Raw genomic sequence first — 26,859 nt, 5'->3', positions numbered from 1 at the left:
ACCATGCCCCTCGACACCCGGCGCGCGGCCGCGCCGGCCACCGACGCGGCCGCCGCCCTTCTCGCCGGGCTGGTCTCGCGCGGCGTCCGACACCTCGTCGTGAGCCCCGGATCGCGCTCCCAGGCCCTGGCGTTGGTCGCCGCCGAGCTCGAGCGCCAGGGACTCGTGCACCTGCACGTGCGCATCGACGAGCGCGTCGCGGGCTTCACCGCCCTCGGCATCGGACGAGAGACCGGGATGCCGGCGGTCGTGGTCTGCACCTCCGGCACCGCCGTGGCCAACCTCGTCCCGGCCGCTCTCGAGGCGCATCACGCCGGGGTGCCCCTGCTTCTGCTCACCGCCGATCGACCGCCCGAGCTCCGCGGTGTGGGTGCGAATCAGACCACTCGACAGCCGGGGCTGTTCCGCTCCGCCGTCCGCCTCGAAGCCGACCTCGCGGTCCCCGCGGTTATAGACGGCGACGCGACCTCGGAGCAGACGGCCGAGCTCGACGCCGTGGCGGCTTCCGCGCTCGCCGCGGCTCTGGGGGAGGGCGCTCGAGCAGCCGGCCCCGTGCACCTGAACGTGCCGTTCCGCGAGCCGCTCGCGGGCGCGGTTCCGTCGTGGTTGGCCGAGCGGGCGGCATCCGGTGCTCACCCCGCCGAGGAAGACGCCGACGGATCCGGAGCCCTGTACCAGGGCGGCGGAGGCATCGGCGAGGCCGATGTGGCGCCCGAGGTCGAGGCGGCGTACGTGATCGAGCCCGGGCCGCGGACGGTCGTGATCGCGGGCGCCGATGCGGGCGCCGCCGCGGAGCAGGTGGCCCACGACGGGGGCTTCCCCCTCATCGCCGAGATCGTCAGCGGTTCGCGTTTCGGGCGACAGATCGTGCACGGCTACCGAGCGCTCGTGGACGACCCCGCGCTGGGCGGGCGTGTCGAACGCGTCGTCGTGTTCGGGCGCCCCACGCTCAGCCGCGAAGTGACCCGTTTGCTCATGCGCGGCGACGTCGAGGTGCTCGCGGTGCGCGGACCCGGTGAACCGGTCAACCTCAACGGCACGACGCAGGCCGTCGACGCCGTGCGCGTCGGATCGGGCGAGAACGACCGCGCGTGGTTGGGGGAGTGGATGCGCGCCTCTCGCGCCCGCACCGTCGACCTCTCGCCGCCCGCCCCCGACGCCGACGGACTCGCCTCCGCCGTACCGCACGAGCGGCTCGGGGCGATCAACGCCGAGGTCGAGGTCATGCGCGCGCCCCTCGATCGCCCCGCCCTGGTCGACGCCCTCTGGCGGGCGACCTGGCCGCACGACCGTCTCGTCTTCGGTTCGTCGCGCATCGTGCGTGTCGCTGACGAGCTGCTCGGCGGCAAGAAGGTCGCCGTGCACTCCAACCGGGGGCTCGCGGGTATCGACGGGACGATCGCGACGGCCACAGGTGTCGCTCTGGCCAGCCAGGTCGAGGAGCGCCCCGGTGTGACGCGCCTGCTGCTCGGCGATCTCGCCTTCCTCCACGACATCGGCGCGCTGATGCTGCCTCCCGGCGAGACGGAGCCGCGACTGCAGGTCGTCGTCGGAAACGACGGCGGGGGCACGATCTTCGACGGTCTCGAGGTGGCCGAGGTCGCCGGCGACGACGCGATGGCCCGCGTGCAGTACACCCCGCATACGGCCCGTCTCGAGCAGCTCGCCCTCGCCTTCGGGTGGGAGTACCACCGCTGCACCACGCGCGTCGCGCTCGACCAGGTGCTGACCGCCCCTACCGGCGGCCGGCAGCTGATCGAGGTCCCCCTCCCGCGCTGAATCCGGGCCGTCAACGGGTGGCGATGATCCCGGATGCCGCGGCAGCATGAGCCTATGAGCTCGAAGAATCGCTGGTCCACGCCCGCCGCCGACGCCCTGCGGGTGGAGCCCGGGTTCCGCCTCGTCGACATCGACCCCCGCTCGACGCCCGGCTACGACGGCGACAAGAACGACGGCCGAGCCGACCTCGAGGCGGGCCGTGCACCGCTCGAGGGACTGCAGGAGCGTCTCTTCGCGCAGAGCGTCGCAGGCACCGCCACGGGATCGGTGCTGCTCGTGCTGCAGGCGATGGACACCGCGGGCAAGGGCGGGATCGTGCGGCACGTCGTCGGAGCGGTCGACCCGCAGGGCGTGGAGCTCGCCTCGTTCAAGAAGCCCACCGCCGAAGAGCTCGAGCACGACTTCCTCTGGCGCATCGAGAAGCGGTTGCCGGATGCCGGTCGCCTCGGCGTCTTCGACCGATCCCACTACGAGGACGTGCTGATCGGACGGGTGCGCGAACTCGCCCCGCCCGAGGAGATCGAGCGCCGCTACGGCGCCATCGTGTCGTTCGAAGCGCAGGCGGCCGAGATGGGCATCCGCGTGGTCAAGGTCATGCTCCACATCTCGAAGGACGAGCAGCGCGAGCGCCTCGGCGAACGGCTCGCGCGCCCCGACAAGCACTGGAAGTACAACCCGTCCGACGTCGATGAGCGAAAGCTCTGGGACGCCTACATGGACGCGTACCAGGTCGCGATCGAACGCACGTCGACGCCGATCGCTCCCTGGCACGTCGTTCCTGCGGACCGCAAGTGGTACGCCCGCCTCGCTGTTCAGCAGTTGCTGATCGACGCCCTCGAAGACATCGACCCGCAGTGGCCCGCGGCAGACTATGACGTCGAGGTCGAGAAGCAGCGGCTCGCGAACTCCTGAGTCAGGCCAGCGCCTCCACGATCGGGCGGAACTTCACGCGCGTCTCGAGCAGCTCCGACTCCGGCACGCTGTCGGCGACGATGCCCGCTCCGGCGTAGGCGGTGATCGGCGCGGTGGGCGACGAGGGGGCGGCGCGATCGATCTGCGCGCATCGCAGAGCGATCGCCCACTCGCCGTCGCCCGAGGCAGCGGTCCAGCCGACCGCGCCGGCGTAGCGGCCGCGGTCGAAGGGCTCGAGGCGACGGATGACGTCCATGGCCGCGGCGGTGGGCGTACCCGCGACCGCGGCCGTCGGGTGCAGGACCGAGAGCAGGTCGAGGGACGAAGCATCCTCGCTCAGCTCGCCCTCGACATCGGTGGCGAGGTGCCAGACGTTCGGGAGTTTGAGAGTGAAGGGCTCGTCGGCGGCGGCGAGGGCCGAGGTATGGGGAGTGAGGGCTTTCAAGACGCTCTGCACGGCGAACCGGTGTTCGTCCTGGTCCTTCGTGCTCCGGGCGAGAGCGATGGATGCCGCGACATCGGCGTCGGCGTCGCCGCCGCGCGCCACGGTGCCGGCGAGGACGCGAGCGGTCACGGTTCCGCCCGAGACGGTGACGAGGGTCTCGGGGCTCGCGCCGATCAGGCCGTCGACGGCGAAGACCCAGCAGTCCGGGTACCCCTCGAGGAGGGAGCGGACGAGGCGTCGCAGGTCGGAGCCGGCGGGAACGGTTCCGGTGATGTCGCGCGCCAGGACGACCTTGCCCACCTCGCGGCGACCGATCGCCTCGATTCCCTGGCGGACGGCATCCTGATATCCCTCCGCCGTCTGCAGGCCCGGGCCGAGAGTCGCGGACCAGTGCGGACCGAAGGGGGAGCGGGGTGGGAGCTCGGGTTCGGGCTCGTCGGGGGTGTCGTCGAAAGCGAGGCGGGTCACCCAGGCACGCCCGCTGTGACGGCCGACGATCATGCCGGGGACGCGCAGGACGTTCTCGCGCTCGGACTGCGGATCGAACACGAACGACCCGAAGGCCACGAGACCTGTTCCGGGAAGCTGCACGGGGTCGTCGACCTCCGCCGCGGCCGCGATCGCGCGCCAGCGCTCCGAGACGGTGGCATCGCCGGGCTGCTCCCCGGTGTAGCGCAGGGTCAGCAGGTCGCCGAAGGCGGCGAGGGACTCGCCGCGACGACTCCAGAACAAGGGGTCGTAGGGGGTGGTGTAGGCCAGGACATCGTCCATGGGGGGCAGCTCGCGCGTGATCACGCGCAGGCGCGGCACGACGTCTTCCGCGGGTTCCAGCACGTGTTTCAGCGTAGACCCGCGTCCGGCGGGACGGACGCGGCACCGCGATGCTTCGGCGTCGAGCGAGACGCCGGCGCCCGAGCGCGTTTTAGACTCCGAGCATGGATCCTCGACCCGCCCCCGGCACCCGCCTGATGTTCGAGTGGCGCAAGTGGGACGGCTCGCCGCACTGGGTCCAGGACAGCGTGTACCTCGGTTCCGACCAGTGGGGCGAGTGGTTCGGCCAGCAGGTGGGGTGGCGCAGTGCCCGCCCCGGAGCCGAGTTCGTGTGCCGTCAACCCAATGTGACGCTGGTTCCCGCAACGGGCGACTGGGCCTTCACGCACAACGCCGACCCGCACCCGGTGGCCGTCTACATCGACCTCGGGTGGGACGTACGGTGGCACGACGACGGCGTGCCCCGCGGCATCGACATGGATCTCGACGTCGTCCGCCGCACCGACGACCGGGGCACCTGGATCGACGACCGCGACGAGTGGGACGAGCATCGCGTGCAGTACGGCTATCCCGCGCAGATCGTCGCGCACCTGGAGGCGACCGCCCTCGACCTCGAACGCCGTGTGCTCGCGCGCGAGGCCCCATTCTCGGACGACGTGACCGGCCCCTGGCTCGAACGTCTCGCCGCCATGGCAACCCCCGAAGACCCCTCGAGCCCGCGCGCCTAGAATCGACGGGTGAGCAGCGACCCCAACCGCGCCGACCTCGGCAAAGACCCGCAGCGTGTCAGTGGCATGTTCGACCAGGTCGCGGCCGCATACGACCGCACCAACTCCGTGCTGAGCCTCGGCAACGACCGCTTCTGGCGCGTCGCAACCTTGCGCGCGGTCGCCCCGCAGCGCGGGGAGCGCATCCTCGACCTCGCGGCCGGCACCGGCACCTCGTCGATGGCATTCGTGCCGAGCGGGGCGCACGTCGTCGCCGCTGACTTCTCGCGCGGCATGATCGAGGAGGGCCGTCGCCGTCACGGAGACGTGCCGAACCTCGAGTTCGTGCAGGCCGACGCCACCGACCTGCCCTTCGCCGACGGCGAGTTCGACGCCGTGACGATGTCGTTCGGCCTGCGCAACGTCATCGACCCGCGTCGAGCGCTGCGCGAGTTGCGGCGCGTCACGCGCCCCGGCGGTCGCATCGTGGTGTGCGAGTTCTCGCACCCGCCGTCCCGCGCCTTCAACGGCTTGTACCGCTTCTACAACGACCGGGTCCTGCCGATCGTCGCGAAGGCGGTGAGCTCGAACGCCGAGGCCTACGACTACCTCAACGAGTCGATCCGCGACTGGCCCGATCAGCCGACGTTGGCCGGATGGATGAGAGACGCCGGGTGGGACGACGTGGCCTACCGCAACCTCACCTTCGGCATCGTCGCGCTGCATCGCGGCATCCGTCCGGCTTCGTAACCCCTGTCAACCGTCGAGATACCGTCGGCGGGCCTGCGGCGCGCCAGGATAGGCTGAAACCGTGACCCCGAGACCGCCCGCGGCCGGCACCCGCCTGTCGGGCAAGCTGGGCCTGAGTGACCGCATCTTCGCCGGCCTGCGTTCGCGTACCCTCCTCTCCACCGTCGAGGCGGGACTCGCGCGTGTCGAGACCGAGCTCGAGGGCGAGGTGCGCAGCGCCGACAAGCTCGCCGACGTCACCGCCCGTTACCTCTACGAGGCCGGGGGCAAGCGTGTGCGCCCCATGCTCGCGATCCTCACCGCGCAGCTCGGTCAGGGCACGACCAAGGAGGTCGTCGAGGTGGCCACGGCCCTCGAGCTGACCCACCTCGGTTCGCTCTACCACGACGACGTCATGGACGGCGCCGACAAGCGTCGCGGTGTGCCCAGTGCGCAGACGGTGTGGGGAAACAACATCGCCATCCTCACCGGCGACCTTCTCTTCGCCCGCGCCAGCCAGCTCATGGCCCGCCGCGGCGAGCGAGCGATCCAGCTGCAGGCCGACACCTTCGAGCGCCTCGTCCTCGGGCAGATGCACGAGACCGTGGGGCCGCAAGAGGGCGACGAGCCCGTCGATTTCTACCTCCAGGTGCTCGCCGACAAGACGGGGTCGCTGATCGCTGCCGCCGCGCAGTCGGGCGTCATCTACTCCGGCGCGCCGAAAGAGTTCGAAGAGCCCATGGTCGTCTTCGGTGAGAAGGCAGGTGTGGCCTTCCAGCTGCTCGACGACGTGATCGACCTGTCGCCCGATCCCTCCGAGACGGGCAAGGTCCCCGGCACCGACCTGCGCGCGGGCGTGCCGACCATGCCGTACCTGCTGCTCGGGCACCGTTCCGACGCGGCATCCGCCGATCTTCGTGCGCGTATCGACGAGGGCCAGCAACGCATCGCCGCCGGAGCCGACCCGTCGGTGCTCGACGGCGCGCTTGCCGAGCTCCGCGAGCACGACACGACGCACGAGACCCTGCGCCTCGCGCACCAGTGGTCGCAAGAGGCGATCGACGCCCTCGCGCCGCTTCCCGACGGTGCCGTGCGCGAAGCGCTGACGCGCTTCGCCCGCGCCGTGGCCGATCGCTCGGCCTGACCCCTTTCCGCCCCACCCCCCCCGATCGCGATCGAGAGGAACCCATGACGAAGCTGCGCCTCGCCATCGTCGGAGCCGGTCCCGCCGGCATCTACGCCGCCGACATTCTGCTGAAGTCCGAGCGTCAGTTCGACGTGTCGATCGACCTGTTCGAGCAACTGCCCGCGCCCTACGGTCTCGTGCGCTACGGCGTCGCCCCCGACCACCCGCGCATCAAGGGCGTCGTCACCGCGCTGCGCGAGGTTCTCGACCGCGGTGACATCCGCATCTTCGGCAACGTGCGCTTCGGCGAGGACATCACCCTCGACGACCTCAAGCAGCACTACAACGCCGTCATCTTCTCGACCGGCGCGATCCGCGACGCCGACCTCGACATCCCCGGCATCGACGCCGACGGCTCGTACGGCGCCGCCGACTTCGTCAGCTGGTTCGACGGCCACCCCGACGTGCCGCGCGAGTGGCCTCTCGAGGCGGAGTCGGTCGCCGTCATCGGCAACGGGAACGTCGCTCTCGACGTGACCCGCATGCTGGCCAAGCACGCCGACGACCTGCTGCCCACCGAGGTACCCGACAACGTCTACCAGGGGCTCAAGGCCTCGCCCGTCACCGACGTGCACGTCTTCGGCCGCCGCGGTCCCGCGCAGGTGAAGTTCACCCCTCTCGAACTGCGCGAACTGGGCGAGCTGCGCGATGTCGACATGGTCGTCTACGACGAGGACTTCGACTACGACGAGGCGTCCCTGGCCGCGATCCAGACCAACAAGCAGGTCAAGGTCATCGACCGTGTGCTGCAGCAGTGGCGCACCCGCCCGGGCGTGAACAACTCCGGCGGAGAAGCATCGCGTCGCCTGCACCTGCACTTCTGGGCGAAGCCCGTCGAGGTCGTCAAGGATGCCGCGGGTCGGGTCGCCGCGTTCCGGTACGAGCGCACCCGGCCCGACGCCGAGGGCGGTGTCGTCGGAACCGGCGAGATCCGCGAGGTGCCGATCCAGGCCCTGTACCGCGCCGTCGGCTACTTCGGCTCACCGCTGAAGGGCGTTCCCTTCGACGAGAAGCACGGTGTCATCCCCAACCACGAGGGCCAGGTGCTCGCCGCCGACTCGAACTCGCGTCTGCCCGGCGTCTACGCCACGGGCTGGATCAAGCGCGGCCCCGTCGGCCTCATCGGGCACACCAAGTCGGATGCCATGGAGACGGTGCGCCACGTCATCAACGACGCCGGTGAGTGGTGGCAGCCCGCGCACCCCGAAGAAGAGGCGATCCCCGCCCTGCTCGAGGAGCGCGGCGTGCGCTGGACCGACCTCGACGGCTGGCACCGCCTCGACGAGCACGAGGTCGCCCTCGGTGCCCCGCACGAGCGCGCGCGCATCAAGGTCGTCCCGCGCGACGAGATGATCGCGATCTCGCGCGGCGAGTAACACGCCCATGAAGAACCGCCCCGGTGCTTACCGGGGCGGTTCTTCGTGGGGCGGCTGCCGATGCGCCCCGGCTCTTCGAGAGCGTGTCCGCTGAGTTCTCACCGCGCCGAACCGAGCTGGCCCAGCCACAGGTAGAAGGCGATGAACACCGCGGCGCCCGCGAGGGAAGAGACGGCGCCGATCGCGCTCGGCATGATGCGGGGGCGGGCGCCGACGATCGTGCCCGCGAGCAACGCGGTGCCCAGCACGATCTGCACGACCCAGTACGCCGGGCTCGTCGAGCCGGCCACGACGGTCAGGCCGTAGACGCCCTCTCCGATCAGCACGGCCGCCACAGGAGCCGCCGCGACAGGTTTCCACGGCACGGGTCCCGAGCGTACGAGAGCTGCGGAGAGTCCGACCACGGGACCGGCGACGATGCCGATGAGGGTGAACGTGTCGTGGAACGGCTCGGCGTAGAAGAAACCCCGCCAGCCGGAGACGATGCGATAACCCTCGATGAGCAGCACGAACGATACGAGTCCGAGAGCCGCGGCCACGGGGAGCCGGACTCGTGCCAGCCACACCAGGCCGAACGTGAGAATCGTCCATCCACCGGCGGAGTTCGCGAACGAGACCAGCGATTCGGGCAGGACGCTCTGGCCGAAGCTCGTCAGACCGCCGAGAACGAGGGATGCCGCGGCGACGGCGAGAGCGGGAAGAAACCACGATCGGGGGTGCACGTTCTCACGGTAGGCAGCGGCGCGCCCGGGCGCGTCCGTCGTGAGATGGCGTTGAGGTCATACTCCCGATGGATGCGGCGGTCGTAGGTTGAACCTCCTATCCGCTCGGGCTGCAGGCTCTTGCCCGCTCGTGACCGGAACACAGCCGGTGTGGTCTCGGCGTACGACCATATTTGGGTTTCAGTCCTAAGGTGGGCGACTCCGTCGCGACGGGCAGTGCCTGTAGCGTGTGGGCAGAAGGTGCTCTTGGGGGGCGAAGGCATGACGAAAGATGTATCGATCGATTACACGACGTGGGACTGGATCCCCGGTGCAGCGGCCGAGATGCAGGCGTATGTAGCTCGGTTGTTGCAGGAGGCGGGGATTCGGCCGCACGACGTGACGGCGCGAGTCAAGTCGATCGCGTCGGCGCAGCGCAAGCAAGCATCGAAGCGCTATGCATCGCCAATGCGGGAGATGACTGACATCGTCGCGGTCCGGATCATTACTTACTCCAACACTGACCGAGAACGGGCGGCAGATCTCGTGCGCGAGCGCTTCGTCGTGATCGACGGCGAAGATCGCAACCCTGGTGACGATAAGCCCATCCGTTTGCGCGGATATGACTGCCAACACATCGTTGTTTCGGGGCAACGTCCCACCCTCGAGACCGACTGGCTGGTCTCAGGTGGTCAGTTGTCGCAGTTCTTCGACGAACTCGGCGGTATCGAAATACAGATCCGAACGGTCGCGGGGCATGCCTGGGCGGAGTTCGAGCATGCGCGTCGATACAAGGGTGCCCAGTACGGGTCTATCGACACTCAGGACCAGGAGACGATTGATCAGCTCTTCGGAGCAGCGTCCGATGCGCGGCGGGCGCTGGACGAGGTCTTCGTCGCAATCGATCGCATGCTCGCGCGGCCATCCATCGACGAGTCGTCGATTCCTCTCGCGCAAACGGACGCAGAATCGGCGAACGTTGACGAAGGCGACGACGCCGCTATCGCGGCCGCTTCCCTTCGATCGTTCCTCTCCGCCCGCTTCCCAGACGACCGCGATCCAAGCGAGAACGGTCTCGAGTTCGGACTGAGGCTCGTCGCGGCTTGTGGAATCACGACGGTTGGTGCGCTTAAGGCCGCCCTCGAGCCGGTGGATAGCGAGCAGATTCTCGACCTCATGGATATTACGACGCCGGTCACTTCCATTCGTCGTCTCGATGACGAACTGCTCGCCAGGTATGGGGAGAGGTACATTCACGACACCGGATCGCTGGGACTGAATCAATCGCGCTCGCAGCAACTGGAATGGCGTTTCGACCGCTTAAGGGGCAAGAGTCGGTACAAGGTTTACTTCATCGAGGGGGCTGATCGTCCAGACGACCTCCCCCACAGGCCTCTGACGGCGACCGGAGTCGTGCGGGAACTTGCAGCTCTCGTCGCTCGTGAGAAGGGCGTCGAGACCGTCGTCGAGCTCGACGCTGTCAGTCGTTTTGATGACTTGCCGAGAGGGGCGCGGGGCAAGGCGGTTGCGATACGCCCGGGGGAGGTCATCTGGGTTTCGACCAACCTGAACCGCGACGGGTCTGAGGAATTGATGAGGAACCTCCTCGCTCTCGTGGACGGCTTCGACCTTCGAGTGCAAAGAGACGGGGAAACGGTAGCTGCTGCGTAGTAGTCCGCCGACCTCCCCGCGCCATGGGTGGCGCATTTCAGGATGTGCCATTGCAGGTGCATGAGGACGTGCCCGTTTTCACAACCAGGCTCGGATGCGGTGGTCGTAGGCTGGCGCGATGGGGGAGTGGCATCCGGATGTCCTCGGGGACGGGTTCGAACAGCAGACCCTGCCGCTTGGCAGCGATACCGAGGGCGAGGTCGTCGCTACCCTCGTGCGCTCGCGTCCCCACCCCGGTGCCCGTCTGTTCGGCGAATTGCGTGAGACCGACGTGCTGTACGTGCACGGGTGGTCGGACTACTTCTTCCAGGCCGATCTCGCGCGGTTCTTCACCGACCGCGGTGCCCGCTTCTGCGCCCTGGACCTGCGCAAGTACGGCCGTAGTCTGCGACCCGGTCAGACCCCGGGCTACGTTGCGGCGCTCGACGTGTACGACGCCGACATCGAGGTAGCCCTGGATGCCATGGGCACCAAGAGCGCGGGGCGGCTCCTCCTGCTGCTCGGGCACAGCACCGGGGGGCTCACGCTGACCCTCTGGGCGGCGCGGCATCCGGGTGTCGCCGATGCCCTCGTGCTCAACAGCCCGTGGCTCGAGCTGCAGCTCGGCCCGCTCGGACGCCAGGCGCTCGCGCCGATCGTGAACGCGCGCGCTCGCTTCGACCCGCTCGGCACGCATCCGGTCGTCGACCTCGGCTTCTACACGCGCGCCCAGCGCGAGCTGGGCACCCTCCCCGACGGTCCCGAGGGGTGGCGCCCGGCCCAGGGATTCCCGACCCATCCCGGCTGGCTCGCCGCGATCATCGCGGGTCATGCGCGGGTGGCATCCGGGGTCGATGTGGGGTGCCCGACGCTGGTGCTGCTGTCGGCCCGATCGACGGTGACGCTCGGGTGGAGCGACGCGATGCGCGAGACGGACTCGGTGCTCGTGGTCGACGACATCGCGCGCGCCGCCACCCGCATCGCCCGCACCGTCACCATTTCGCGCATCGAAGGGGCGGTGCACGACGTTTTCCTGTCGGCGCCGGCCGCGCGCGCCGCGGCCTTCGACGCGCTCGGATCCTGGGTGGGACGGATAGCGTAGAACGCGATCGAAGGAGCACCATGATCCCCACCGACGCGTCCGCCACCGAGCGCTACCGGGCCGCGAGAGACGAACTCCTCGCCGCGCGGACCGCCCCCGAGCAGGCGGCGTCCTTCCGCTGGCCGACCTTCGAGGGTGCGTTCAACTGGGCGATCGACTGGTTCGACCCGATGGCGCGCGGAAACGACGCGCCCGCCCTCATCGTCGTCGACGACGACGGCACCCACCACCAGCGCACGTTCGACGAGCTGGCGCGCCGTTCCGACCAGGTCGCGGCATGGTTGGCATCCCGCGGCGTCCGTCGCGGCGAGTCGGTGCTGCTGATGCTCGACAATCGCGTCGAGCTCTGGGAGGCGATGCTCGCGATCATGAAGATCGGCGGGGTCATCGCCCCGACCACCACGGCCCTCGGCCGGGTCGATCTCACCGACCGCATCGCGCGCGCCGAGATCCGTCACGTCGTCGTCGGCGCAGCCGATGCCGACAAGTTCCACGACCTGCCCGAGGGACTCGGCCGTATCGTCGTGGGCGGCGAATACGCCGGCTGGGCGACGTACGACGACGCCTTCCAGACGGATGCCGAGCCGGCCCGGCATCCGGGGACCACCGCAGACGACCGCCTGCTGCTCTATTTCACCTCGGGCACCACCTCGAAGCCCAAGCTCGTCGAGCACACGCATTCGTCGTACCCGGTCGGCCACCTCAGCACGATGTACTGGCTCGGGCTGCAGCCCGGCGACGTGCACCTCGCGATCAGCTCGCCCGGGTGGGCCAAGCACGCGTGGAGCCTGTTCTTCGCGCCGTGGATCGCGGGGGCGACCGTGCTCGCCCTGAACTACTCGCGCTTCTCGGCCGAGCGGCTGCTCTCGGAGCTCGAGAACGACCGCGTCACGACCTTCTGCGCGCCGCCGACCGTGTGGCGCATGCTCATCCAGGCCGATCTCACCGGGCGCCGCGGCGCGCTTCGCGAGGTCGTGTCAGCGGGCGAGCCGCTCAACCCCGAGGTCATCGCCTCGGTGCAGCGCGCATGGGGCCTCGATATCCGTGATGGCTACGGCCAGACCGAGATGACCGCCGTGGTGGCGAACACGCCGAACGCCCAGCTCGTGCCCGGTTCGATGGGTCGCCCGCTGCCCGGCTGCCCCGTGGTGCTCGTCGACCCGGTCACGGGCGAGCGCGGCGACGAGGGCGAGATCTGCATCGATCTCGCCGAACGGCCCGTCAACCTCATGACCGGCTACGTGGGCGATCCCGAGCGCAACGCCGAGGCTTTCGCCGACGGTCTGTTCCACACCGGCGATGTCGCGAGACGCGACGAGACCGGCAGCATCACGTACATCGGGCGCACCGACGACGTGTTCAAGGCGTCCGACTACAAGATCAGCCCGTTCGAGCTGGAGAGCGTGCTCATCGAGCACCCCGCAGTGATGGAGGCCGCCGTCGTGCCCGCCCCCGACGAGCTGCGGCTCGCCGTGCCGAAGGCCTACATCGTGCTGGCCGCGGGCCACGAGGCGGGCGAAGAGGTCGCGCTCGACATCCTCCGCTTCGCGCGCGAGCGGCTCGCGCCGTTCCAGCGTGTGCGCCGTGTCGAGTTCTTCGAGCTGCCGAAGACGATCTCGGGCAAGATCCGCCGCGTCGAACTCCGCCAGCGCGAGGAGGCCGTCGCCCGCGGCGAGGTCGCGCACGAAGAGTGGACGGATGCCGCCCTGCGGGGCGACCGCTGACGCGCAACCCCCTCGCCGCGGTCGCGTCGGCGTGTGAGCATCGAAGTATGGAAAAGGATCAGAAGCAGCCGTTCGAAAACCCTTCCGTCGACGACGACAGCGACATGCCTTCTCACATGGAGGAGCGAAACATCGGTCGGGAGACCGAGCGCGAGATCACGCAGATGATCAACGGCATCGAGGGCTGATCGACTCGGGGTGGTCGATCTTTCGGCTACTCCATCGAGGAACAGGGTCGTTCAGACCGGTTCCGTCGTGCGAATGAGGCCGCAGGTCACGCACGACCACGCCACGAGAAAGCGCTCGTCGTCGAGGACCTCGAACCGCAACACGTCGCCGCAGGTCGGACAACGCGGGTATCCGTCGGGAACGCTCATCGCGTGACCACGGCCTCGCTCCGACTCGGGGCTTACCGGTAGTTCGTGAACTGCAGGTCGACGTCGAGATCGGCGGCCTTCAGGAGGCGCTGGACTTCCTGCAGGTCATCGCGCGACTTCGACTGCACGCGCAGCTCATCGCCCTGGATCTGCGACTTGACGCCCTTGGGGCCCTCGTCGCGGATGATCTTGTTGACCTTCTTCGCGTTCTCTTGCGAGATGCCCTCCTTGAGCGTGGAGGTGATGCGGTACTCCTTGCCGCTTTGCACGGGCTCGCCGGTCTCGAGGCTCTTGAGCGAGATGCCGCGCTTGATGAGCTTGGTCTGGAAGACGTCGAGCACGGCGTTGGCGCGCTCCTCGGAGTTCGCCTTGATGACGATCGACTCGCCGCTCCAGGCGATGGAGGCATCGGTGCCCTTGAAGTCGTACCGCTGCTCCACCTCTTTATGCGCCTGATTGAGCGCGTTGTCGGCTTCCTGCCGGTCGATCTTGGAGACGATGTCGAACGAAGAATCAGCCATGGATTGATTCTATTCGCGGCCCCCGCGTCGACACCCCCTCGACATCGTCCGCCCCATGCGGGTAGAGGCGCTCGTAGACTCGGATGCCATGCGAGCACTCACGGAACAAGAGGTGCGGGGGGCGTTCGTCAACGCCACCGCCGAAGAGTTGCGAGTCGTGGCGCTTCCGCTCGACTTCGTGCTGACGGACTGGGATCACCTCGACTTCCTGGCCTGGCGCGATCCGCGCACGCGCGGGCGGGGCTACGTCCTCACCGAAACCGACGGAGAACCCGCCGCGATCGTGCTGCGCGCGGCCGAGGGCCAGTCCCGGGCGCGCTCGGCGATGTGCAACCTCTGCCACACGATGCAGCCCGGCGACCAGGTGTCGCTGTTCACGGCGCGCAAGGCCGGTGAAGCGGGTGAGCACGGCGACACCGTCGGTACCTACATCTGCGCCGACATGTCGTGCCACGAGACCGTGCGCCTGGCCGCCCCCCTGGCGCCGAGCGAGATCCGCGCGAGCGTCGACCGCAAGATCGACGGCACCAAGCGCCGCACCGAGGACTTCGTCAGCCGCGTGCTCGACACCGCCGAGGTCTCGCGGTGACCGGGCGGGTCGTCGTCATCGGCGACGCGTTGATCGATGAGATCCGCGACGAGACCGGTGTGCGCGAGTTCGTCGGCGGAGCGGGACTCAACGTGGCGGTGGGACTGTCGCGGCTGGGGGTACCGGCTTCGCTCATCGCCATGGTCGGCGACGATGCGGCGGGGGAGCAAATCCGCGCCTTCCTGCACGAGCACGACGTCGAGCTGCTCGCGAGCCCCGCGAAGCACGGGTCTTCGCGCGCCGTGAGCACGCGCTCGCCGGGTGGCGAGCCCGAGTACGTCTTCAACGAGGCGGCACAGAACCGACGTGTGGCGTACGGAGAGGCCGAGCGCGCCGCGATCGCGGCCGCCCCGATGGTCGTCGTGAGCTGCTTCCCCTTCGACGACCCCGAGCAGACCTCCCTGCTGGTGGAGGCGACGGCGTCGCTCTCGATGCCCCTCGCGATCGACCCCAACCCGCGCAGCGGCATGTTGCGGGACCGCGCCGAGTTCGTCCGCGGCTTCGAGCGGGCGGCATCCGGAGCTCTTCTCGTGAAGGTCGGCGAGGACGACGCGCAACTGCTGTACGGCGGGCCCCTCGACGACCTGCGCGCACGGCTGGTCGACCTGGGCGTCGGCGCGGTGCTCGCCACCTATGGCGCGGGTGGCGCGGCGATCGATGCGGCCGGCACCTCGGTGTCGCATCCGATCGCGGATCTTCCCGGGCGCATCGTCGACACGATGGGCGGGGGAGACGCGGTGCTCGCCACCACCGCCGCCCTCGTGCGCGACCGACTGCCCGCGGATGCTCGGGAGTGGGATGCCGTGCTCTCGCGCGCCATGGACGTCGCCGCCGCGACCTGCCGGCACGAAGGCGCCCTGCTGCGCACGCCCGAGTGAGCGGGATGGTTTCGAGCATCCCTCGCGGGATAGTAGAGTGGTCTATCGCGCCTCCGGTCGACTGAGAAAGCCGGACGGGTGCGCACCTGGCGAGTTACCCAAGCGGCCAAAGGGATCTGACTGTAAATCAGACTGCATTGCATTCGGGGGTTCGAATCCCTCACTCGCCACCACCATCAGAAAAGGGCACCCGGATCGGGTGCCCTTTTCTTGTTCCCCAGCGTTGCGGGCTCAGCCTGCTGCGAGGAGCGCTTTCGACTTCGCCTCGAGGAAGCTCACGAGCGCGCCGAGCACGTTCACCTCGTTGCCGAGGTTGACCAGGGCGACGGCGCCGAGCTCGATGGTGGCGTCGCGCGCCTCCATGGTCGCCTTCCAACTGCCGTCCCCGCCGGTGATGGGCTGCAAGTACGTGATGGTCTTCGCCTCGGTGAGGTCGACAACGATGAGTCCGGAGTCCGGGTCGGTCTCGTCCTCCTGATCGAGGACGCGGATATCGCTGCCGGTGAGATAGCCGAGCGCGCGGAACTCGGTCAGCCACGCCTCGAGGAGGGACTTGTCGAGCAAAGTTCGTACCGGCATGGGCCTCTCCGATTCATTCGCACGAATATGGCGCGCCCCCACATTATGCGGGGTGATGAGAGAAGTCGACCGACGGGCCTCGAGGTGGTATCAGGCGGCGCGGACGGGGCGACCGGCGGGACGTGCCGCGCGGACAGGTGCGTGGGTCGCCTGCTCGGCGGCCTCCCACGTGTGGGTGTCAATCACGAGACCCGAAGCGGCGTTCGCCTGGTCGGCGAGGGACCGGAGGTATTCGCCCACGAGCTGCTCGGGCTCGACGGCATCGAAGACGAACCGCAGGGGAATGGAGGGCTGGAGCCAGATCGTGGAGCGGCCGGCTTCTTCGGGGGTGCCGGTCCACGTCAGGGTGAACGATTCACCGCGGCGGAGCTTGGTCGAGGTGATCACCTTGATGTAACCCATCAGGCGATCGGGCAGAACGATCGGGTCCTTGTCGGATCCGTAGAACAACGTGGCCATGGCGATCTCCTTCGCTCGGGGTCGACGGGCTGATCATTAAGGTAGCACGTATTTCACAAACTTAATTAATTCTGCAAAATATTCAGGATGTTCACTATGGTGGAGTTGTGGCCGGCCGGGCCATGAAGGAGGAGGTGGTGGAATGACTCAGTCCTCCGCGTTGACCATGGCGCTCGACGAGTACGTCGAAGCGCGTGACGAGATGGCCGCGCAGGCACGCGCCGACCTCGGTGTGAGCGAGCTGGAGGCTGCGGCTCTCTGCTGCATCTGCGACGAGCCCGGCATCCGCCCCTCCCACCTCCGCTCTCGGCTGGGGGTGACTCCTGCCGGGGTGACCACCCTCGTCGACCGGCTCATCGGCCGAGGTCTGCTGCGCCGTGAGCTCGACGCCGACGATCGGCGCGTCAACCACATTTACCTCGAGATCGACCTCGAGGTCGAGCCGTGGAACGGTCTCCGCCGGTTCTCGAGCGAGGTCGAGGCGGCCGTTCTGTCGGAACCGCGCGAGGCTGCCGAGGCTGCCGCGGCTCTACTCCGCCGCATCACGGAGCGGGTTCGTACGCGGGTCTGAGGCGACCGGCCTCGAGGTGGATCACCTGGTCCGCCTCCGCGATCAGCCGTTCGTCGTGGCTGACGCACACTGCCGTCGCGCCGCGGCGGATCTCTTCCTCGATCGCCGCGCGGTTGAGCTCCGCGCTCGCCGTGTCGAGCCCGGTGGTCGGTTCGTCGAGCAGCAGGATCTCGGCCTGTCGGGCGAGGCCTTGTGCCAACAGGGCGCGCTGACGCTGTCCTCCGGACAGGGATGAGAACGGATGCCGACCCAGGTGCGCGATGTCGAGTCGCCGCATCGAGAGGTCGACCACTTTCCGATCCTCGCGCGTCAGGCGGCGGAGGGGGCCGATGCGACCCCACGCCCCCACGGTCACGACATCGCGAACGGTGAGGGGGAGGTGTTCTCCCACGGCTGCTCGCTGGGGGACGAAGGCGCGTGACTGATCGCCGAACTCGATAGCCCCGGATGCCGGTATGCGGGCACCCGCGAGAACTTCGAGCAGCGTCGACTTGCCCGCACCGTTGGGCCCGACGATCACGGTGAGGGCCGCGCGGGGGAGGTCGAGGTCGACGTCGTCGAGGGCAACCGTCCCGGGGAACTCGACGCGCAGACCGCGGGCACGCAGGGCGGGAGTCGTCATATCTCCATCATACGAGTTTGATAACCGTTCTCACTTAACGCTACGGTCGAACACCGTGTCCTGGCTCACCGATCCCTTCTCGCTCGAGTTCGTGCAGCGTGCCCTCCTGGGCGGCGTGCTCGTCGCGGTGCTCTGCGCGGTGGCCGGCACCTGGGTGATCGTCCGGGGCATGGCGTTCCTCGGCGAGGCGCTCGCGCACGGCATGCTCCCCGGTGTGGCCCTGGCCACCGTGCTCGGCGTGCCCGTGCTCATCGGGGCGGCCGCCAGCGCCGTGGTGATGAGCCTCGGCATCGGTGCCGTGCAGCGGCGTGCGAAGCTCTCGTACGACACGAGCATCGGCCTGTTGTTCGTCGGCATGCTCGCACTCGGCGTGATCGTGATCTCGCACGCGGGAAGCTTCGCGACCGATGCCACGGCCATCCTGTTCGGCGACATCCTCGCCATCACGAGCGCCGATCTCGTCGTCCTGGCCATCGCGGTCGTCGTCGGGATCGCTGCCGCGACCCTGACGCACCGCTCGCTCGTCGCCCTCGCGATCGACGAGCGCGTCGCGCGGGTGCTCGGACTCGGCCCGCGTCTGGCGCAGACGGTACTGGTGGGTCTGGTGACACTCGCCGTGGTGGCTTCGTACCAGGCCGTCGGCTCGCTGCTGGTGGTGGGGCTGCTCGTCGCTCCCGCCGTGGCGGCGAGGCAGTGGACCGAACGCATCCCCTCGACCATGGTGCTCGCGGCCGGTATCGGCGCGGCCGCCGTCGCGGTCGGGCTCCTCGTTTCGTGGCACGCCGCGACGGCCGCCGGAGCGACGATCGCCGCCACCGCGATCGCCGCCGCCGGCGTCTCGTGGCTGCTGCGACTCGCCACGGACCAGGCCCGTCGTCGCTTTCCCACGACGATCGCCGTACCCGCCTGACTTCCCTTCCCGCTCCACCGGAAAAGACCCCATGCTTCATCCCACTCGATCTCTCGCGCCCCTCGGCGCGCTCCTGCTCCTGGCCCTGGCGGGCTGTGCCGCGCCGTCCGCGCCGTCCGCCCCGACAGCGACTGCCGAGAGCGACGCTCACGGCCAGATCGACGGCGCCGCAGAGCTGGCCGAGCCCGCGCTCGGGCTCACCTCGATCGACGCCGACGGTCGGGTCTCGCACCTCGACCTCCTCGACGAGTCGACGGCCGACCTCGGAACCGTCCGCGCGCCCGCGGCGGTGCATTCCGACGGTCGCTACCTCTTCTCTGCCGCTGCCGACGGCGTCTCGATCGTCGACAGCGGAGTGTGGACGTGGGATCACGTCGACCACTTCCACTACTACCGGGCACCCGCACGGGTGATCGGCGAGGTCGCGGGCGATGGCGTGGCCACGGTGGCGACCTCCAACTCGTCGACCACGGGCGGCACGGGGGTGTTCTTCCCCGACTCCGGCGAGGCGGTCCTGCTCGACACCGAGGCGCTGTCGAAGGGCGAAGTAGCCGAGAAGTTCCGCGTCACCACGGAGCCGGGCGCAGGTCTCGTCGTCCCCGCCGGGTCGTTCGCGGCCATCGCCTCCGCGGGCGAGGTATCGCTGCACGCGGCAGACGGAACCGCGATCGGGGTGACGACCCCGTGCGCCGAACCCGCGGGCACCATCACGACACGCGTCGGAGCGGTGATCGGCTGCCGGGACGGCGCCGTGCTCGTGAGCGTCGACGGCGAGCAGCCGGTCGCCGAGGTCGTTCCGTATCCGTCCGGGGCCACCGCGCCCCGCGCCACGGGCTTCCACAACCGGGAGGGTCGACCGAGCGTCGCCGCTCTCGCGGGCGACGCCGGAATCTGGATCCTCGACACCCGTGAGCGCGCGTGGACGCTGCTTCCCGCCCCCGAGCCGCTCGTGCAGGTCACGGCGGTCGACGACAAGAACGCGAACGTCCTCGCCCTGACTGCGGGCGGTCGGGTGCTCGTGCTCGACGGTGACACCGGCGCGGTGCGCGCGGCATCCGCCCCTCTGGTCTCGGAGAGCCTCGCCGCGGGACTGCCCGTGACCCTGATCGCCGACCAGCAGCGTGCGTACCTCAACGGGCCGGCCGAGAACCGCATGTGGGAGCTCGACTTCGCCGACGATGCGCGGGTGGCGCGCGAGTTCGCCCCCGAGCGCACGCCGCTCTTCTTCGCAGAGACGGGACGCTGACATGCGCCGCACCCTCGCCGCCCTCGCCGCGGCTGCTCTCCTGTGCCTCACCGGATGCGCCGGTTCCGCGGCATCCGATCGACCTCTGGTCGTGGTGACCACGAACATCCTCGGCGACGTCGTGTCGAAGCTGGCGGGCGACGACGTCGAGGTCCTGACCCTCATGCGCCCGGGCGCCGACCCGCATTCGTTCGAGATCTCCGCCGCCGAGGCCGCGCGCATGCGTTCCGCCGACCTGCTGGTCGCCAACGGACTCGGTCTCGAGGAGGGGCTGCAACAGCACCTCGACGCCGCGTCCGCCGACGGGGTGCGCACCATCGTCGCGGGCGACGCCGTCCGTGTGCTGCCGTACACCTCCGCCGACGCAGACGGGGCCGACGACCCGCACTTCTGGACCGACCCCGCGCAGATGATCGCCGTGGTGGACCGGCTCACTCCCGCGCTCGAGAGCCTCGGCGGGGCCGCCGTCACCGAGCGCTCCGCCGGCTACCGCGCGCAGCTCGAGACGCTGGACGCGGACATGACCGCGGCTTTCTCCGCGATCCCGGCCGAGCGTCGTGCCCTCGTCACCAACCACCACGTGTTCGGCTACCTCGCCGATCGCTTCGACTTCCGCCTGATCGGGGCCGTCATCCCCGGCGGGACCACCCTCGCCGCCCCGAGCACGAGCGATCTCGCCGACCTCGTCGCGGCGATCGATGAAGCGAAGGTGCCGACCATCTTCGCCGAGTCCTCGTCTCCCGACCGGCTCGTGCGCGCACTCGCCGAGGAGGCCGACCGCCACGTCGAGGTGACTGAGCTGTTCACCGAGTCGCTCACCGACGCCTCGGGCGACGCCCCCGACTACCTGACCATGATGCGCGTCAACACGGAGCGCATCGCCACCGGGCTCTCGCCCTGACGAGACCCGCCCACCGAAGAAAGAGACACCCATGCGCAGCTTCTCCCTGCCCCGCGCGGGCCTGGTCGCCCTCGCGATCGGCGCCACCGTCACCCTGTCGGCCTGCGCCGGCGGCACCGCCCCCGGGTCCGCGTCCCCGGATTCGACCGTCGCAGCCGAGGCGGCCACGCGTGTGGCGTTGTCGTACCCCGGCGGCATCCTGGTGCTCGACGGTCAGACCCTCGAGACCGTCGGCGACTTCCCGTCGGAGGAGTTCACCCGCCTGAACTCCGCCGGCGACGGCCGGCACATCATGGTGACCATGAGCGAGGGTTTCCAGGTTCTGGATGCCGGCACCTCGGCCGCCGAGCCCGAGCTCACCGACCTCGTCTTCCCGGCGTCGAAGCCCGGTCACGTGGTGACGCACGGAGGAAAGACGGTGCTCTACGCCGACGGCACGAGCGACTCGACGATCTTCGACACCGATGCGCTGCTGGCATCCACCGAGTCCCTTCCCGAGGTCGAGACGGTTCCGGGCGTCGAGGCGCACCACGGGGTGTCGATCGTGCTCGAGGACGGCTCGTTCGTGACCACCGTGGGCAACGCCAACGGTCGCACGGGCATCGTCGTGAAGGATTCCTCGGGTGCGACCATCGCCGAGAACGCGGCCTGCCCGGGCGTGCACGGTGAAGGCACCGCCAAGGACGAGGTCGTCGTCTTCGGGTGCGACAACGGCGCCCTCGTGCTCGACGAGGGGCAGATCACCAAGATCGAGGCCCCCGACCAGCCCTACGGACGCTCGGGCAACATGTTCGTGAGCGAGACCAGCCCGCTCGTGCTCGGCGACTATAAGGACGACCGCGACGCCGAGGGGTACCTGCTGCACCGCGTCTCCGTCGTCGACACGGCCGCCAAGACGCAGACCGTCATCGACATGCCCGCAGGGGCCGAGTACACCTTCCGCGACCTGGCGCGCGGTCCGCAGGATCTGGGATACGTCCTGGCCTCCGACGGTGCGATCCACGTGCTCGACCTCGAGAAGGGGGCGTTCACCGACGCCTTCCCCGTGATCGACGCGTGGGAGGGGCCCGTCGAGTGGCAGGACGCCCACCCCGCGATCAAGGTCTCGGGTGACATCGCCTACGTGACCGAGCCCGCGAAGAACGCCGTGCACGCGGTCGATCTCACCACCGGCGCGGTCGTGAAGAGCGTCACCCTCGATCACACGCCGAACGAGATCGCGCTCACGAAGTAAGCGTCCGCTCGCAGACGGGAGTGATCGTCTGCGAGAGGCGCCCTATCGGCCGCCCCGGTCGTACGCCACCTGCAGTGCTTCGCGCACCGCGCGTACGCCGGGGCGGTCGGCCGTTCCGCGGCGGACGGCCGTGAACACCTCGCGTCGCGGCTGCCCGGGCAGGCCCACGAGTCGCACGGGAGGCGTCTCGCCCGCGAAGACGAGATCGGGGATCATGCCGACGGCATGACCGGATGCCACGAGCCGGGCGTGCGCGGTGAGGTCGGCCATCTCGAAGCGCACGTCGGGCTCGAACCCGGCGGCGCGGCACTGCTGCGTCGCCCACTGACGGGCGGCGGTGCCCACCGGCTCCATGACCCAGGCGCGCTCGCGCAGGTCCTCCAGGCTCTGCGCCGGATCGTCGCTCGAGACGGCCAGACGGATGGCATCCCGCCCCAGTAGGCTGCGCTCGAGCCCCTCGCGATGCTCGCGCGTGTGACCCGGGTACTGCTCGGCCACGACGAGGTCGAAGCCGCGCGCGGCCACCTCGAACAGTCCCTCCTCGGGGGCGAGCTCCGCGACCTCGATGCGCAGGTTCGGCTCGCTCCCGGCCAGGGCGTCGAGGGCTCGGGGGAGTAGGCCGTGCGCGGCGGACTGCATGACGGCCACCCGCACGGGCGCCAGCGACGGCCGCATGCGTTCCAGTTCGGCGCGGGCCGCTTCATCGGCGGCCAGCATGCGCGCGGCGTGCGCCGCGAGAGCGGCCCCTTGGGCGGTCAGACGGACGCGCCGTCCGTCCGGTTCGAGCAGCGGCACCCCGGCCTCTTTCTCGAGCAGGGCGAGCTGCTGCGAGATGGTCGACGGGCTGTACGAGAGGGCGTCGGCGACGGCCGCGAGGGTGCCGCGGACCGACAGCTCGTGCAAGAGGCGCAGACGGCGCAGGTCGAACATGGCATCCCTTCAGCTTCATCGATCAGTATGCGTCAGAAATCATCGCTTTTCCCGAACGGATGGCAGCCCCATGCTGAAAACATCCGAGGAAGGATCGCCATGTCGCTCACCGACGTCCCCGACACCACGTCCGGCACCACCCCCGCCGCACTCGTCTCTGCCCACGAGCTCGCCGACGAAGCGATCGCCCTCGTGCGCCGCTGGCTCGCCGAGAGCCGGAACGAGCCCGTCGACGCCGCAGCCCAGCGGCTGGCCGGGGTTCTGCGCGACCCGCACGGCCTCGACTTCACCGTCGGCTTCGTCGACGGCGTCGTGCGCCCCGAAGACGTGCGCGTCGCCGCGCGCAACCTCGCCGCGCTCACCCCGCTCATCCCGGGCTTCCTGCCGCTGCACCTCAAAGCCGCGATCCGCCTCGGTGCGTTCGCCGCGCCCATCCTGCCGCAGATCGTCGTGCCCGCCGCCCGTACGGCACTGCGCTCGATGGTGCGCCACCTGATCGTCGACGCCACCGACCGCAAACTCGGCGAGGCCATCTCCTCGATCCGCGGTCGGGGAGACGGCATCCGCCTCAATGTGAACCTGCTCGGCGAGGCGATCCTCGGCAAGAAAGAGGCCGCGCGGCGCCTGGCCGGCACCCGAAAGCTCCTCTCGCGCGACGACGTCGACTACGTCTCGATCAAGGTCTCGTCGACCGTCGCCCCGCACACGCCCTGGGCCTTCGACGCCGCCGTCGCCGACGCGGTGGCGGCCCTGCGCCCGCTCTACCGTGTGGCGAAAGAGACCGGCACCTTCCTCAACCTCGACATGGAGGAGTTCAAAGACCTCGACCTCACCCTCGCCGTCTTCGAGACGCTGCTGGCCGAGCCCGAGTTCCACGGCGTCGAGGCCGGCATCGTGCTGCAGGCCTATCTGCCCGACGCGCTCGCCGCGATGATCCGCCTGCAGGAGTGGACCGCCGCGCGCGTGGCATCCGGGGGAGCCCCCATCAAGGTGCGCGTGGTCAAGGGCGCGAACCTGCCGATGGAGCGGGTGGATGCCGACGTGCACGACTGGCCGCTCGCCACCTGGCCCTCGAAGCAGGCGACCGACGCCTCGTACAAGGCCGTCCTCGACTACGCGCTGCGCCCCGAGCACATGACCAACGTGCGGATCGGCGTCGCCGGCCACAACCTGTTCGACGTCGCCCTCGCCTGGCTCCTCGCCGAGCGTCGCGGAGTCACCGGCAGCATCGACGTCGAGATGCTTCTCGGCATGGCGACCGCGCAGCAGTCCGTCGTCCGCCGCACGGTCGGTTCGATCCTGCTCTACACCCCCGTCGTGCACCCGCAGGAGTTCGACGTCGCGATCGCGTACCTGATCCGCCGCCTCGAAGAGGGCGCATCGAGCGAGAACTTCATGTCGGCGGTGTTCGACCTCGACACCCACAAGGCGCTGTTCTCTCGCGAGCGTGACCGCTTCTTGGCATCCCTCGCCGACATGCCCGAGGGCGTTCCCGCCTCGAACCGGGTGCAGGACCGCTCGGCCGAGGCCCCTCTCGCCCCCGCGCACGGCTTCCGCAACACCCCCGACTCCGACCCGGCGATCGAGGCGAACCGCGACTGGTCGCGGGCGATCGTCGCGCGCATGGAGGACTCGCCGCTCGGCGCGCGGACCATCGCCGACCACACGGTCACCGACGAAGCCACGCTGAACGCACTGATCCAGGATGCCGCGACGGCTGCCGCGGGCTGGCGCGAGCTCGGAGCCGCGAAGCGCGCGGAGATCCTGCACCGCGCGGGCGACGCGCTCGAGAAGCGTCGCGCCGACCTGCTCGAGATCATGGGCGCCGAGTGCGGCAAGGTCATCGAGCAGAGCGACCCCGAGGTGTCGGAGGCGATCGACTTCGCCCACTACTACGCCGAGCAGGCGCGCACTCTCGAGGCCGTCGACGGCGCGACCTTCACCCCGGTCGGTGTCACCGTGGTCACCCCGCCGTGGAACTTCCCCGTCGCGATCCCCGCGGGCTCGACCCTCGCCGCGCTCGCTGCCGGTTCCGCCGTGGTCATCAAGCCCGCGGGTCTCGCCGAGCGCTCCGGCGCCGTCATGGTCGAGGCGCTGTGGGAGGCGGGGGTTCCCCGTGAGGTGCTCAAGCTCGTGCAGGTGTCCGAGAACGATCTCGGTCGTCAGCTGCTCACGCACCCCGCCGTCGAGCGGGTCGTGCTCACCGGCGCCTACGAGACGGCGGAGCTCTTCCGCTCGTTCCGCCCCGACCTGCCGCTCTTGGCCGAGACGAGCGGCAAGAACGCCGTGATCGTCACGCCGAGTGCCGACCTCGACCTCGCCGCGAAAGACGTCGCGATGTCGGCCTTCGGCCACGCGGGCCAGAAGTGCTCCGCGGCATCCCTCGTCGTGCTCGTCGGATCGGTGGCGCGCTCGCGGCGCTTCCGCGACCAGCTGGTCGATGCCGTCACCTCGCTCGAGGTCGGCATGCCGTGGGACGAGGCCTCGCGCGTCGGACCCCTCATCGAGCCCGCTCAGGGAAAGCTGCTGCGCGCGTTGACGTCGCTCGAGCCCGGCCAGCGCTGGGTGGTCGAGCCGAAGCGCCTCGACGACGAGGGGATGCTGTGGCGGCCCGGCATCCGCGAGGGCGTGCAGCCCGGCAGCGAGTTTCACCGCACCGAGTACTTCGGTCCCGTGCTCGGCATCATGACCGCCGAGACCCTCGACGACGCGATCGAGATCGTCAACGCCATCGAGTACGGCCTCACCTCGGGCCTGCATGCGCTGGATTCGTCCGAGATCGACACCTGGCTCGCGCGCATCGAGGCCGGCAACGTCTACGTCAACCGCGGCACCACCGGCGCCATCGTGCAGCGCCAGCCCTTCGGCGGCTGGAAGAAGTCCGCCGTCGGCGCGGGCACTAAGGCCGGCGGACCGCACTACCTGTTCGGCTTCGGAACGTGGGCGGATGCCGAGACCTCGTCGCCCCGCACGCCCGACGCCCTCGCCGCCCCGGCGCTGGCGGCCGTGCCCGCCGCGGACCGCGAGTGGGTGGCATCCGCCCTCTCGAGCGATGCCGCCGCGTGGGCCGGGGAGTTCTCGCTCGCCCGTGACGTGACCGGCCTGGAGTCGGAGCAGAACGTGCTCCGCTACGCCGCGGTTCCGGTGACCGTGCGCGTCGAGGACGCGTCGGAGGCTGCGCTCGTGCGCGTGGTCGCCGCGGGTGTCCGCGCCGGGTCGGCCGTGACGGTCAGCACGGCTCGCGAGCTGTCGCCCGCGGTGCGTGCCTGGCTCGAGGGCGTCGGCGTCCGCGCCGCGGTCGAGGACGCCGCCGAGTGGGGTCGCCGCGCTGCGCGGCTGGCCCGGACGGGTGGCCGCATCCGCCTGCTCGGCGGATCGCCCGTGGCGGTGGCCGAGGCGACGAACGGCTCGCCCTCGGTCGCCCTCTACGCAGGCGACGTCACCCGCGCCGGGCACGTCGAACTGTTGCCGTTCCTGCGCGAGCAGGCCGTGTCGATCACCGCGCACCGCTTCGGGACGCCGCGCCGGTACGAGGTGCCGCCGCTGGTCGGCTGATGCCCCCCGACGGCGGGGCCGTTCCTTCGGGGCGGCCCCGCCTCTTCGGTGGGCCCGGGATGGTGCCGCGGGCGTACCGTCCGGCGGAGACCGGTGGCGACCCGCCGGGTCGGGGTGGTGTGGGTCGGCGTGTCGGGGTCGGAGTCCGCAGGACGGCGCGCACGACAGGCACGTCGAGGATCCGGGTGGCGGCTACGCCGTTCCCGACGCCGCGGGACCGCGGTCGCCGCGTACGAGATCTTCGCGGGGGAGGGGTACCTGTCGACCCGCCCCGGCGGCCGGTCGTGTTCGGCTACGCCGGGCCGTCGACGCCGGCATTGATGGATGCCGTCGTCCAGATCGTCGAGACGCTCCGCGCCCATGGCGGACCGTCGTGCGGAGTTCGGCGGTGACACGCCGGGCACG

25 protein-coding genes and 1 tRNA gene are annotated in these 26,859 nt (G+C 69.9%); 19 read left to right on the top strand and 7 right to left on the bottom strand.

What is annotated here, in order from left to right; translation table 11 throughout:
* Window positions 1-3 precede the first annotated feature (3 nt).
* Window positions 4-1,779 carry a 2-succinyl-5-enolpyruvyl-6-hydroxy-3-cyclohexene-1-carboxylic-acid synthase gene (gene menD, locus OVA17_RS02725; RefSeq protein ID WP_267788022.1) on the top strand — a complete coding sequence of 592 codons (1,776 nt, stop codon included), beginning with the start codon at window positions 4-6 and terminating at the stop codon, window positions 1,777-1,779.
* A 54-nt stretch (window positions 1,780-1,833) separates the two neighbouring features.
* A complete protein-coding gene (locus OVA17_RS02720) occupies window positions 1,834-2,691 on the top strand; it encodes a polyphosphate kinase 2 family protein (RefSeq protein ID WP_267788020.1) in 858 nt (285 codons plus the stop codon).
* Window position 2,692: 1 nt separating this feature from the next.
* Here the strand turns inward: OVA17_RS02720 and OVA17_RS02715 are convergent, their stop codons facing one another.
* Window positions 2,693-3,907, bottom strand: coding sequence for an isochorismate synthase (locus OVA17_RS02715; RefSeq protein ID WP_267789347.1), 1,215 nt, complete (start codon window positions 3,905-3,907; stop codon window positions 2,693-2,695).
* A 164-nt stretch (window positions 3,908-4,071) separates the two neighbouring features.
* Between OVA17_RS02715 and OVA17_RS02710 the strand changes: the two genes are divergently transcribed.
* The 4 genes from OVA17_RS02710 (at window position 4,072) to OVA17_RS02695 (ending at window position 7,905) form a co-directional block, all read left to right on the top strand.
* The gene (locus OVA17_RS02710; RefSeq protein WP_267788018.1) at window positions 4,072-4,635 is read left to right on the top strand and encodes a DUF402 domain-containing protein; all 564 of its coding nucleotides are present in this window, start codon (window positions 4,072-4,074) and stop codon (window positions 4,633-4,635) included.
* Between the two features lie 9 nt (window positions 4,636-4,644).
* Window positions 4,645-5,364, top strand: coding sequence for a demethylmenaquinone methyltransferase (locus OVA17_RS02705; RefSeq protein ID WP_267788016.1), 720 nt, complete (start codon window positions 4,645-4,647; stop codon window positions 5,362-5,364).
* A 61-nt stretch (window positions 5,365-5,425) separates the two neighbouring features.
* On the top strand, window positions 5,426-6,487 hold the full coding sequence (locus OVA17_RS02700) for a polyprenyl synthetase family protein (RefSeq protein WP_210073162.1): 1,062 nt from the start codon (window positions 5,426-5,428) through the stop codon (window positions 6,485-6,487).
* Between the two features lie 44 nt (window positions 6,488-6,531).
* The gene (locus tag OVA17_RS02695) at window positions 6,532-7,905 is read left to right on the top strand and encodes an FAD-dependent oxidoreductase (protein ID WP_210073164.1); all 1,374 of its coding nucleotides are present in this window, start codon (window positions 6,532-6,534) and stop codon (window positions 7,903-7,905) included.
* 98 nt (window positions 7,906-8,003) lie between these two features.
* On the opposite strand, the gene OVA17_RS02690 is transcribed toward OVA17_RS02695, so the two are convergent.
* A complete protein-coding gene (locus tag OVA17_RS02690) occupies window positions 8,004-8,627 on the bottom strand; it encodes a DUF6518 family protein (protein WP_267788013.1) in 624 nt (207 codons plus the stop codon).
* 261 nt (window positions 8,628-8,888) lie between these two features.
* Here OVA17_RS02690 and OVA17_RS02685 point away from each other — a divergent pair, with 261 nt between their 5' ends.
* From OVA17_RS02685 to OVA17_RS02670, 4 genes are all read left to right on the top strand, one after another.
* Window positions 8,889-10,277 carry a GTP pyrophosphokinase gene (locus OVA17_RS02685; RefSeq protein ID WP_267788012.1) on the top strand — a complete coding sequence of 463 codons (1,389 nt, stop codon included), beginning with the start codon at window positions 8,889-8,891 and terminating at the stop codon, window positions 10,275-10,277.
* A 118-nt stretch (window positions 10,278-10,395) separates the two neighbouring features.
* The gene (locus OVA17_RS02680; RefSeq protein WP_267788010.1) at window positions 10,396-11,358 is read left to right on the top strand and encodes an alpha/beta hydrolase; all 963 of its coding nucleotides are present in this window, start codon (window positions 10,396-10,398) and stop codon (window positions 11,356-11,358) included.
* A gap of 20 nt (window positions 11,359-11,378) precedes the next feature.
* Window positions 11,379-13,082, top strand: a complete 1,704-nt coding sequence (locus OVA17_RS02675; RefSeq protein ID WP_267788008.1) for an AMP-binding protein — start codon at window positions 11,379-11,381, stop codon at window positions 13,080-13,082.
* Window positions 13,083-13,129: 47 nt separating this feature from the next.
* Window positions 13,130-13,270, top strand: coding sequence for a hypothetical protein (locus OVA17_RS02670; RefSeq protein WP_210073172.1), 141 nt, complete (start codon window positions 13,130-13,132; stop codon window positions 13,268-13,270).
* Between the two features lie 221 nt (window positions 13,271-13,491).
* Here the strand turns inward: OVA17_RS02670 and OVA17_RS02665 are convergent, their stop codons facing one another.
* Window positions 13,492-13,980: a YajQ family cyclic di-GMP-binding protein gene (locus OVA17_RS02665; protein ID WP_210073176.1), complete on the bottom strand. Its 489-nt coding sequence runs from the start codon at window positions 13,978-13,980 to the stop codon at window positions 13,492-13,494.
* Between the two features lie 88 nt (window positions 13,981-14,068).
* Here OVA17_RS02665 and OVA17_RS02660 point away from each other — a divergent pair, with 88 nt between their 5' ends.
* From OVA17_RS02660 to OVA17_RS02650, 3 genes are all read left to right on the top strand, one after another.
* On the top strand, window positions 14,069-14,569 hold the full coding sequence (locus OVA17_RS02660) for an FBP domain-containing protein (RefSeq protein ID WP_267788005.1): 501 nt from the start codon (window positions 14,069-14,071) through the stop codon (window positions 14,567-14,569).
* Window positions 14,566-15,447: a PfkB family carbohydrate kinase gene (locus OVA17_RS02655; RefSeq protein ID WP_267788004.1), complete on the top strand. Its 882-nt coding sequence runs from the start codon at window positions 14,566-14,568 to the stop codon at window positions 15,445-15,447. Before OVA17_RS02660 ends, OVA17_RS02655 begins: the two co-directional genes overlap by 4 nt.
* Before the next feature lie 88 nt (window positions 15,448-15,535).
* A tRNA-Tyr gene (locus tag OVA17_RS02650) sits at window positions 15,536-15,620 on the top strand.
* 58 nt (window positions 15,621-15,678) lie between these two features.
* On the opposite strand, the gene OVA17_RS02645 is transcribed toward OVA17_RS02650, so the two are convergent.
* Both OVA17_RS02645 and OVA17_RS02640 read right to left on the bottom strand, forming a co-directional pair.
* Complete coding sequence (locus tag OVA17_RS02645; RefSeq protein ID WP_210073182.1) at window positions 15,679-16,026, bottom strand: hypothetical protein; 348 nt, start codon at window positions 16,024-16,026, stop codon at window positions 15,679-15,681.
* 90 nt (window positions 16,027-16,116) lie between these two features.
* Window positions 16,117-16,485 carry a hypothetical protein gene (locus OVA17_RS02640; protein ID WP_210073184.1) on the bottom strand — a complete coding sequence of 123 codons (369 nt, stop codon included), beginning with the start codon at window positions 16,483-16,485 and terminating at the stop codon, window positions 16,117-16,119.
* Between the two features lie 142 nt (window positions 16,486-16,627).
* Here OVA17_RS02640 and OVA17_RS02635 point away from each other — a divergent pair, with 142 nt between their 5' ends.
* Window positions 16,628-17,056 (top strand): MarR family winged helix-turn-helix transcriptional regulator, encoded by a 429-nt coding sequence (locus OVA17_RS02635; protein ID WP_267788001.1) that lies wholly within the window; start codon window positions 16,628-16,630, stop codon window positions 17,054-17,056.
* Here the strand turns inward: OVA17_RS02635 and aztA are convergent.
* Complete coding sequence (gene aztA / locus OVA17_RS02630) at window positions 17,028-17,678, bottom strand: zinc ABC transporter ATP-binding protein AztA (protein ID WP_267788000.1); 651 nt, start codon at window positions 17,676-17,678, stop codon at window positions 17,028-17,030. The genes OVA17_RS02635 and aztA overlap by 29 nt on opposite strands.
* Window positions 17,679-17,733: 55 nt before the next feature.
* On the opposite strand from aztA, the gene aztB reads away from it, so the two are divergent.
* Genes aztB through aztD form a run of 4 tightly spaced genes read left to right on the top strand, consistent with a single transcriptional unit; the run spans window position 17,734 to window position 21,969 of the window.
* Window positions 17,734-18,588, top strand: a complete 855-nt coding sequence (gene aztB / locus OVA17_RS02625) for a zinc ABC transporter permease AztB (RefSeq protein ID WP_267787998.1) — start codon at window positions 17,734-17,736, stop codon at window positions 18,586-18,588.
* A gap of 31 nt (window positions 18,589-18,619) precedes the next feature.
* Window positions 18,620-19,834, top strand: a complete 1,215-nt coding sequence (locus OVA17_RS02620) for an ABC transporter (RefSeq protein ID WP_267787997.1) — start codon at window positions 18,620-18,622, stop codon at window positions 19,832-19,834.
* Window position 19,835: 1 nt separating this feature from the next.
* Window positions 19,836-20,735: a zinc ABC transporter substrate-binding protein AztC gene (gene aztC / locus OVA17_RS02615; protein WP_267787996.1), complete on the top strand. Its 900-nt coding sequence runs from the start codon at window positions 19,836-19,838 to the stop codon at window positions 20,733-20,735.
* A 31-nt stretch (window positions 20,736-20,766) separates the two neighbouring features.
* Window positions 20,767-21,969: a zinc metallochaperone AztD gene (gene aztD / locus OVA17_RS02610; RefSeq protein ID WP_267787994.1), complete on the top strand. Its 1,203-nt coding sequence runs from the start codon at window positions 20,767-20,769 to the stop codon at window positions 21,967-21,969.
* A 42-nt stretch (window positions 21,970-22,011) separates the two neighbouring features.
* Here aztD and OVA17_RS02605 read toward each other — a convergent pair whose 3' ends face one another.
* A complete protein-coding gene (locus tag OVA17_RS02605; RefSeq protein ID WP_267787992.1) occupies window positions 22,012-22,899 on the bottom strand; it encodes a LysR family transcriptional regulator in 888 nt (295 codons plus the stop codon).
* A gap of 99 nt (window positions 22,900-22,998) precedes the next feature.
* Here OVA17_RS02605 and OVA17_RS02600 point away from each other — a divergent pair, with 99 nt between their 5' ends.
* Window positions 22,999-26,454, top strand: coding sequence for a bifunctional proline dehydrogenase/L-glutamate gamma-semialdehyde dehydrogenase (locus tag OVA17_RS02600; RefSeq protein WP_267787990.1), 3,456 nt, complete (start codon window positions 22,999-23,001; stop codon window positions 26,452-26,454).
* Window positions 26,455-26,859: the final 405 nt, after the last annotated feature.

The organism is Microbacterium sp. SL75 (assembly GCF_026625865.1).
Lineage (GTDB): Bacteria > Actinomycetota > Actinomycetes > Actinomycetales > Microbacteriaceae > Microbacterium.
Note: the sequence above shows the minus strand (reverse complement) of the source record. Positions and strands in the feature narration are given on the sequence as shown.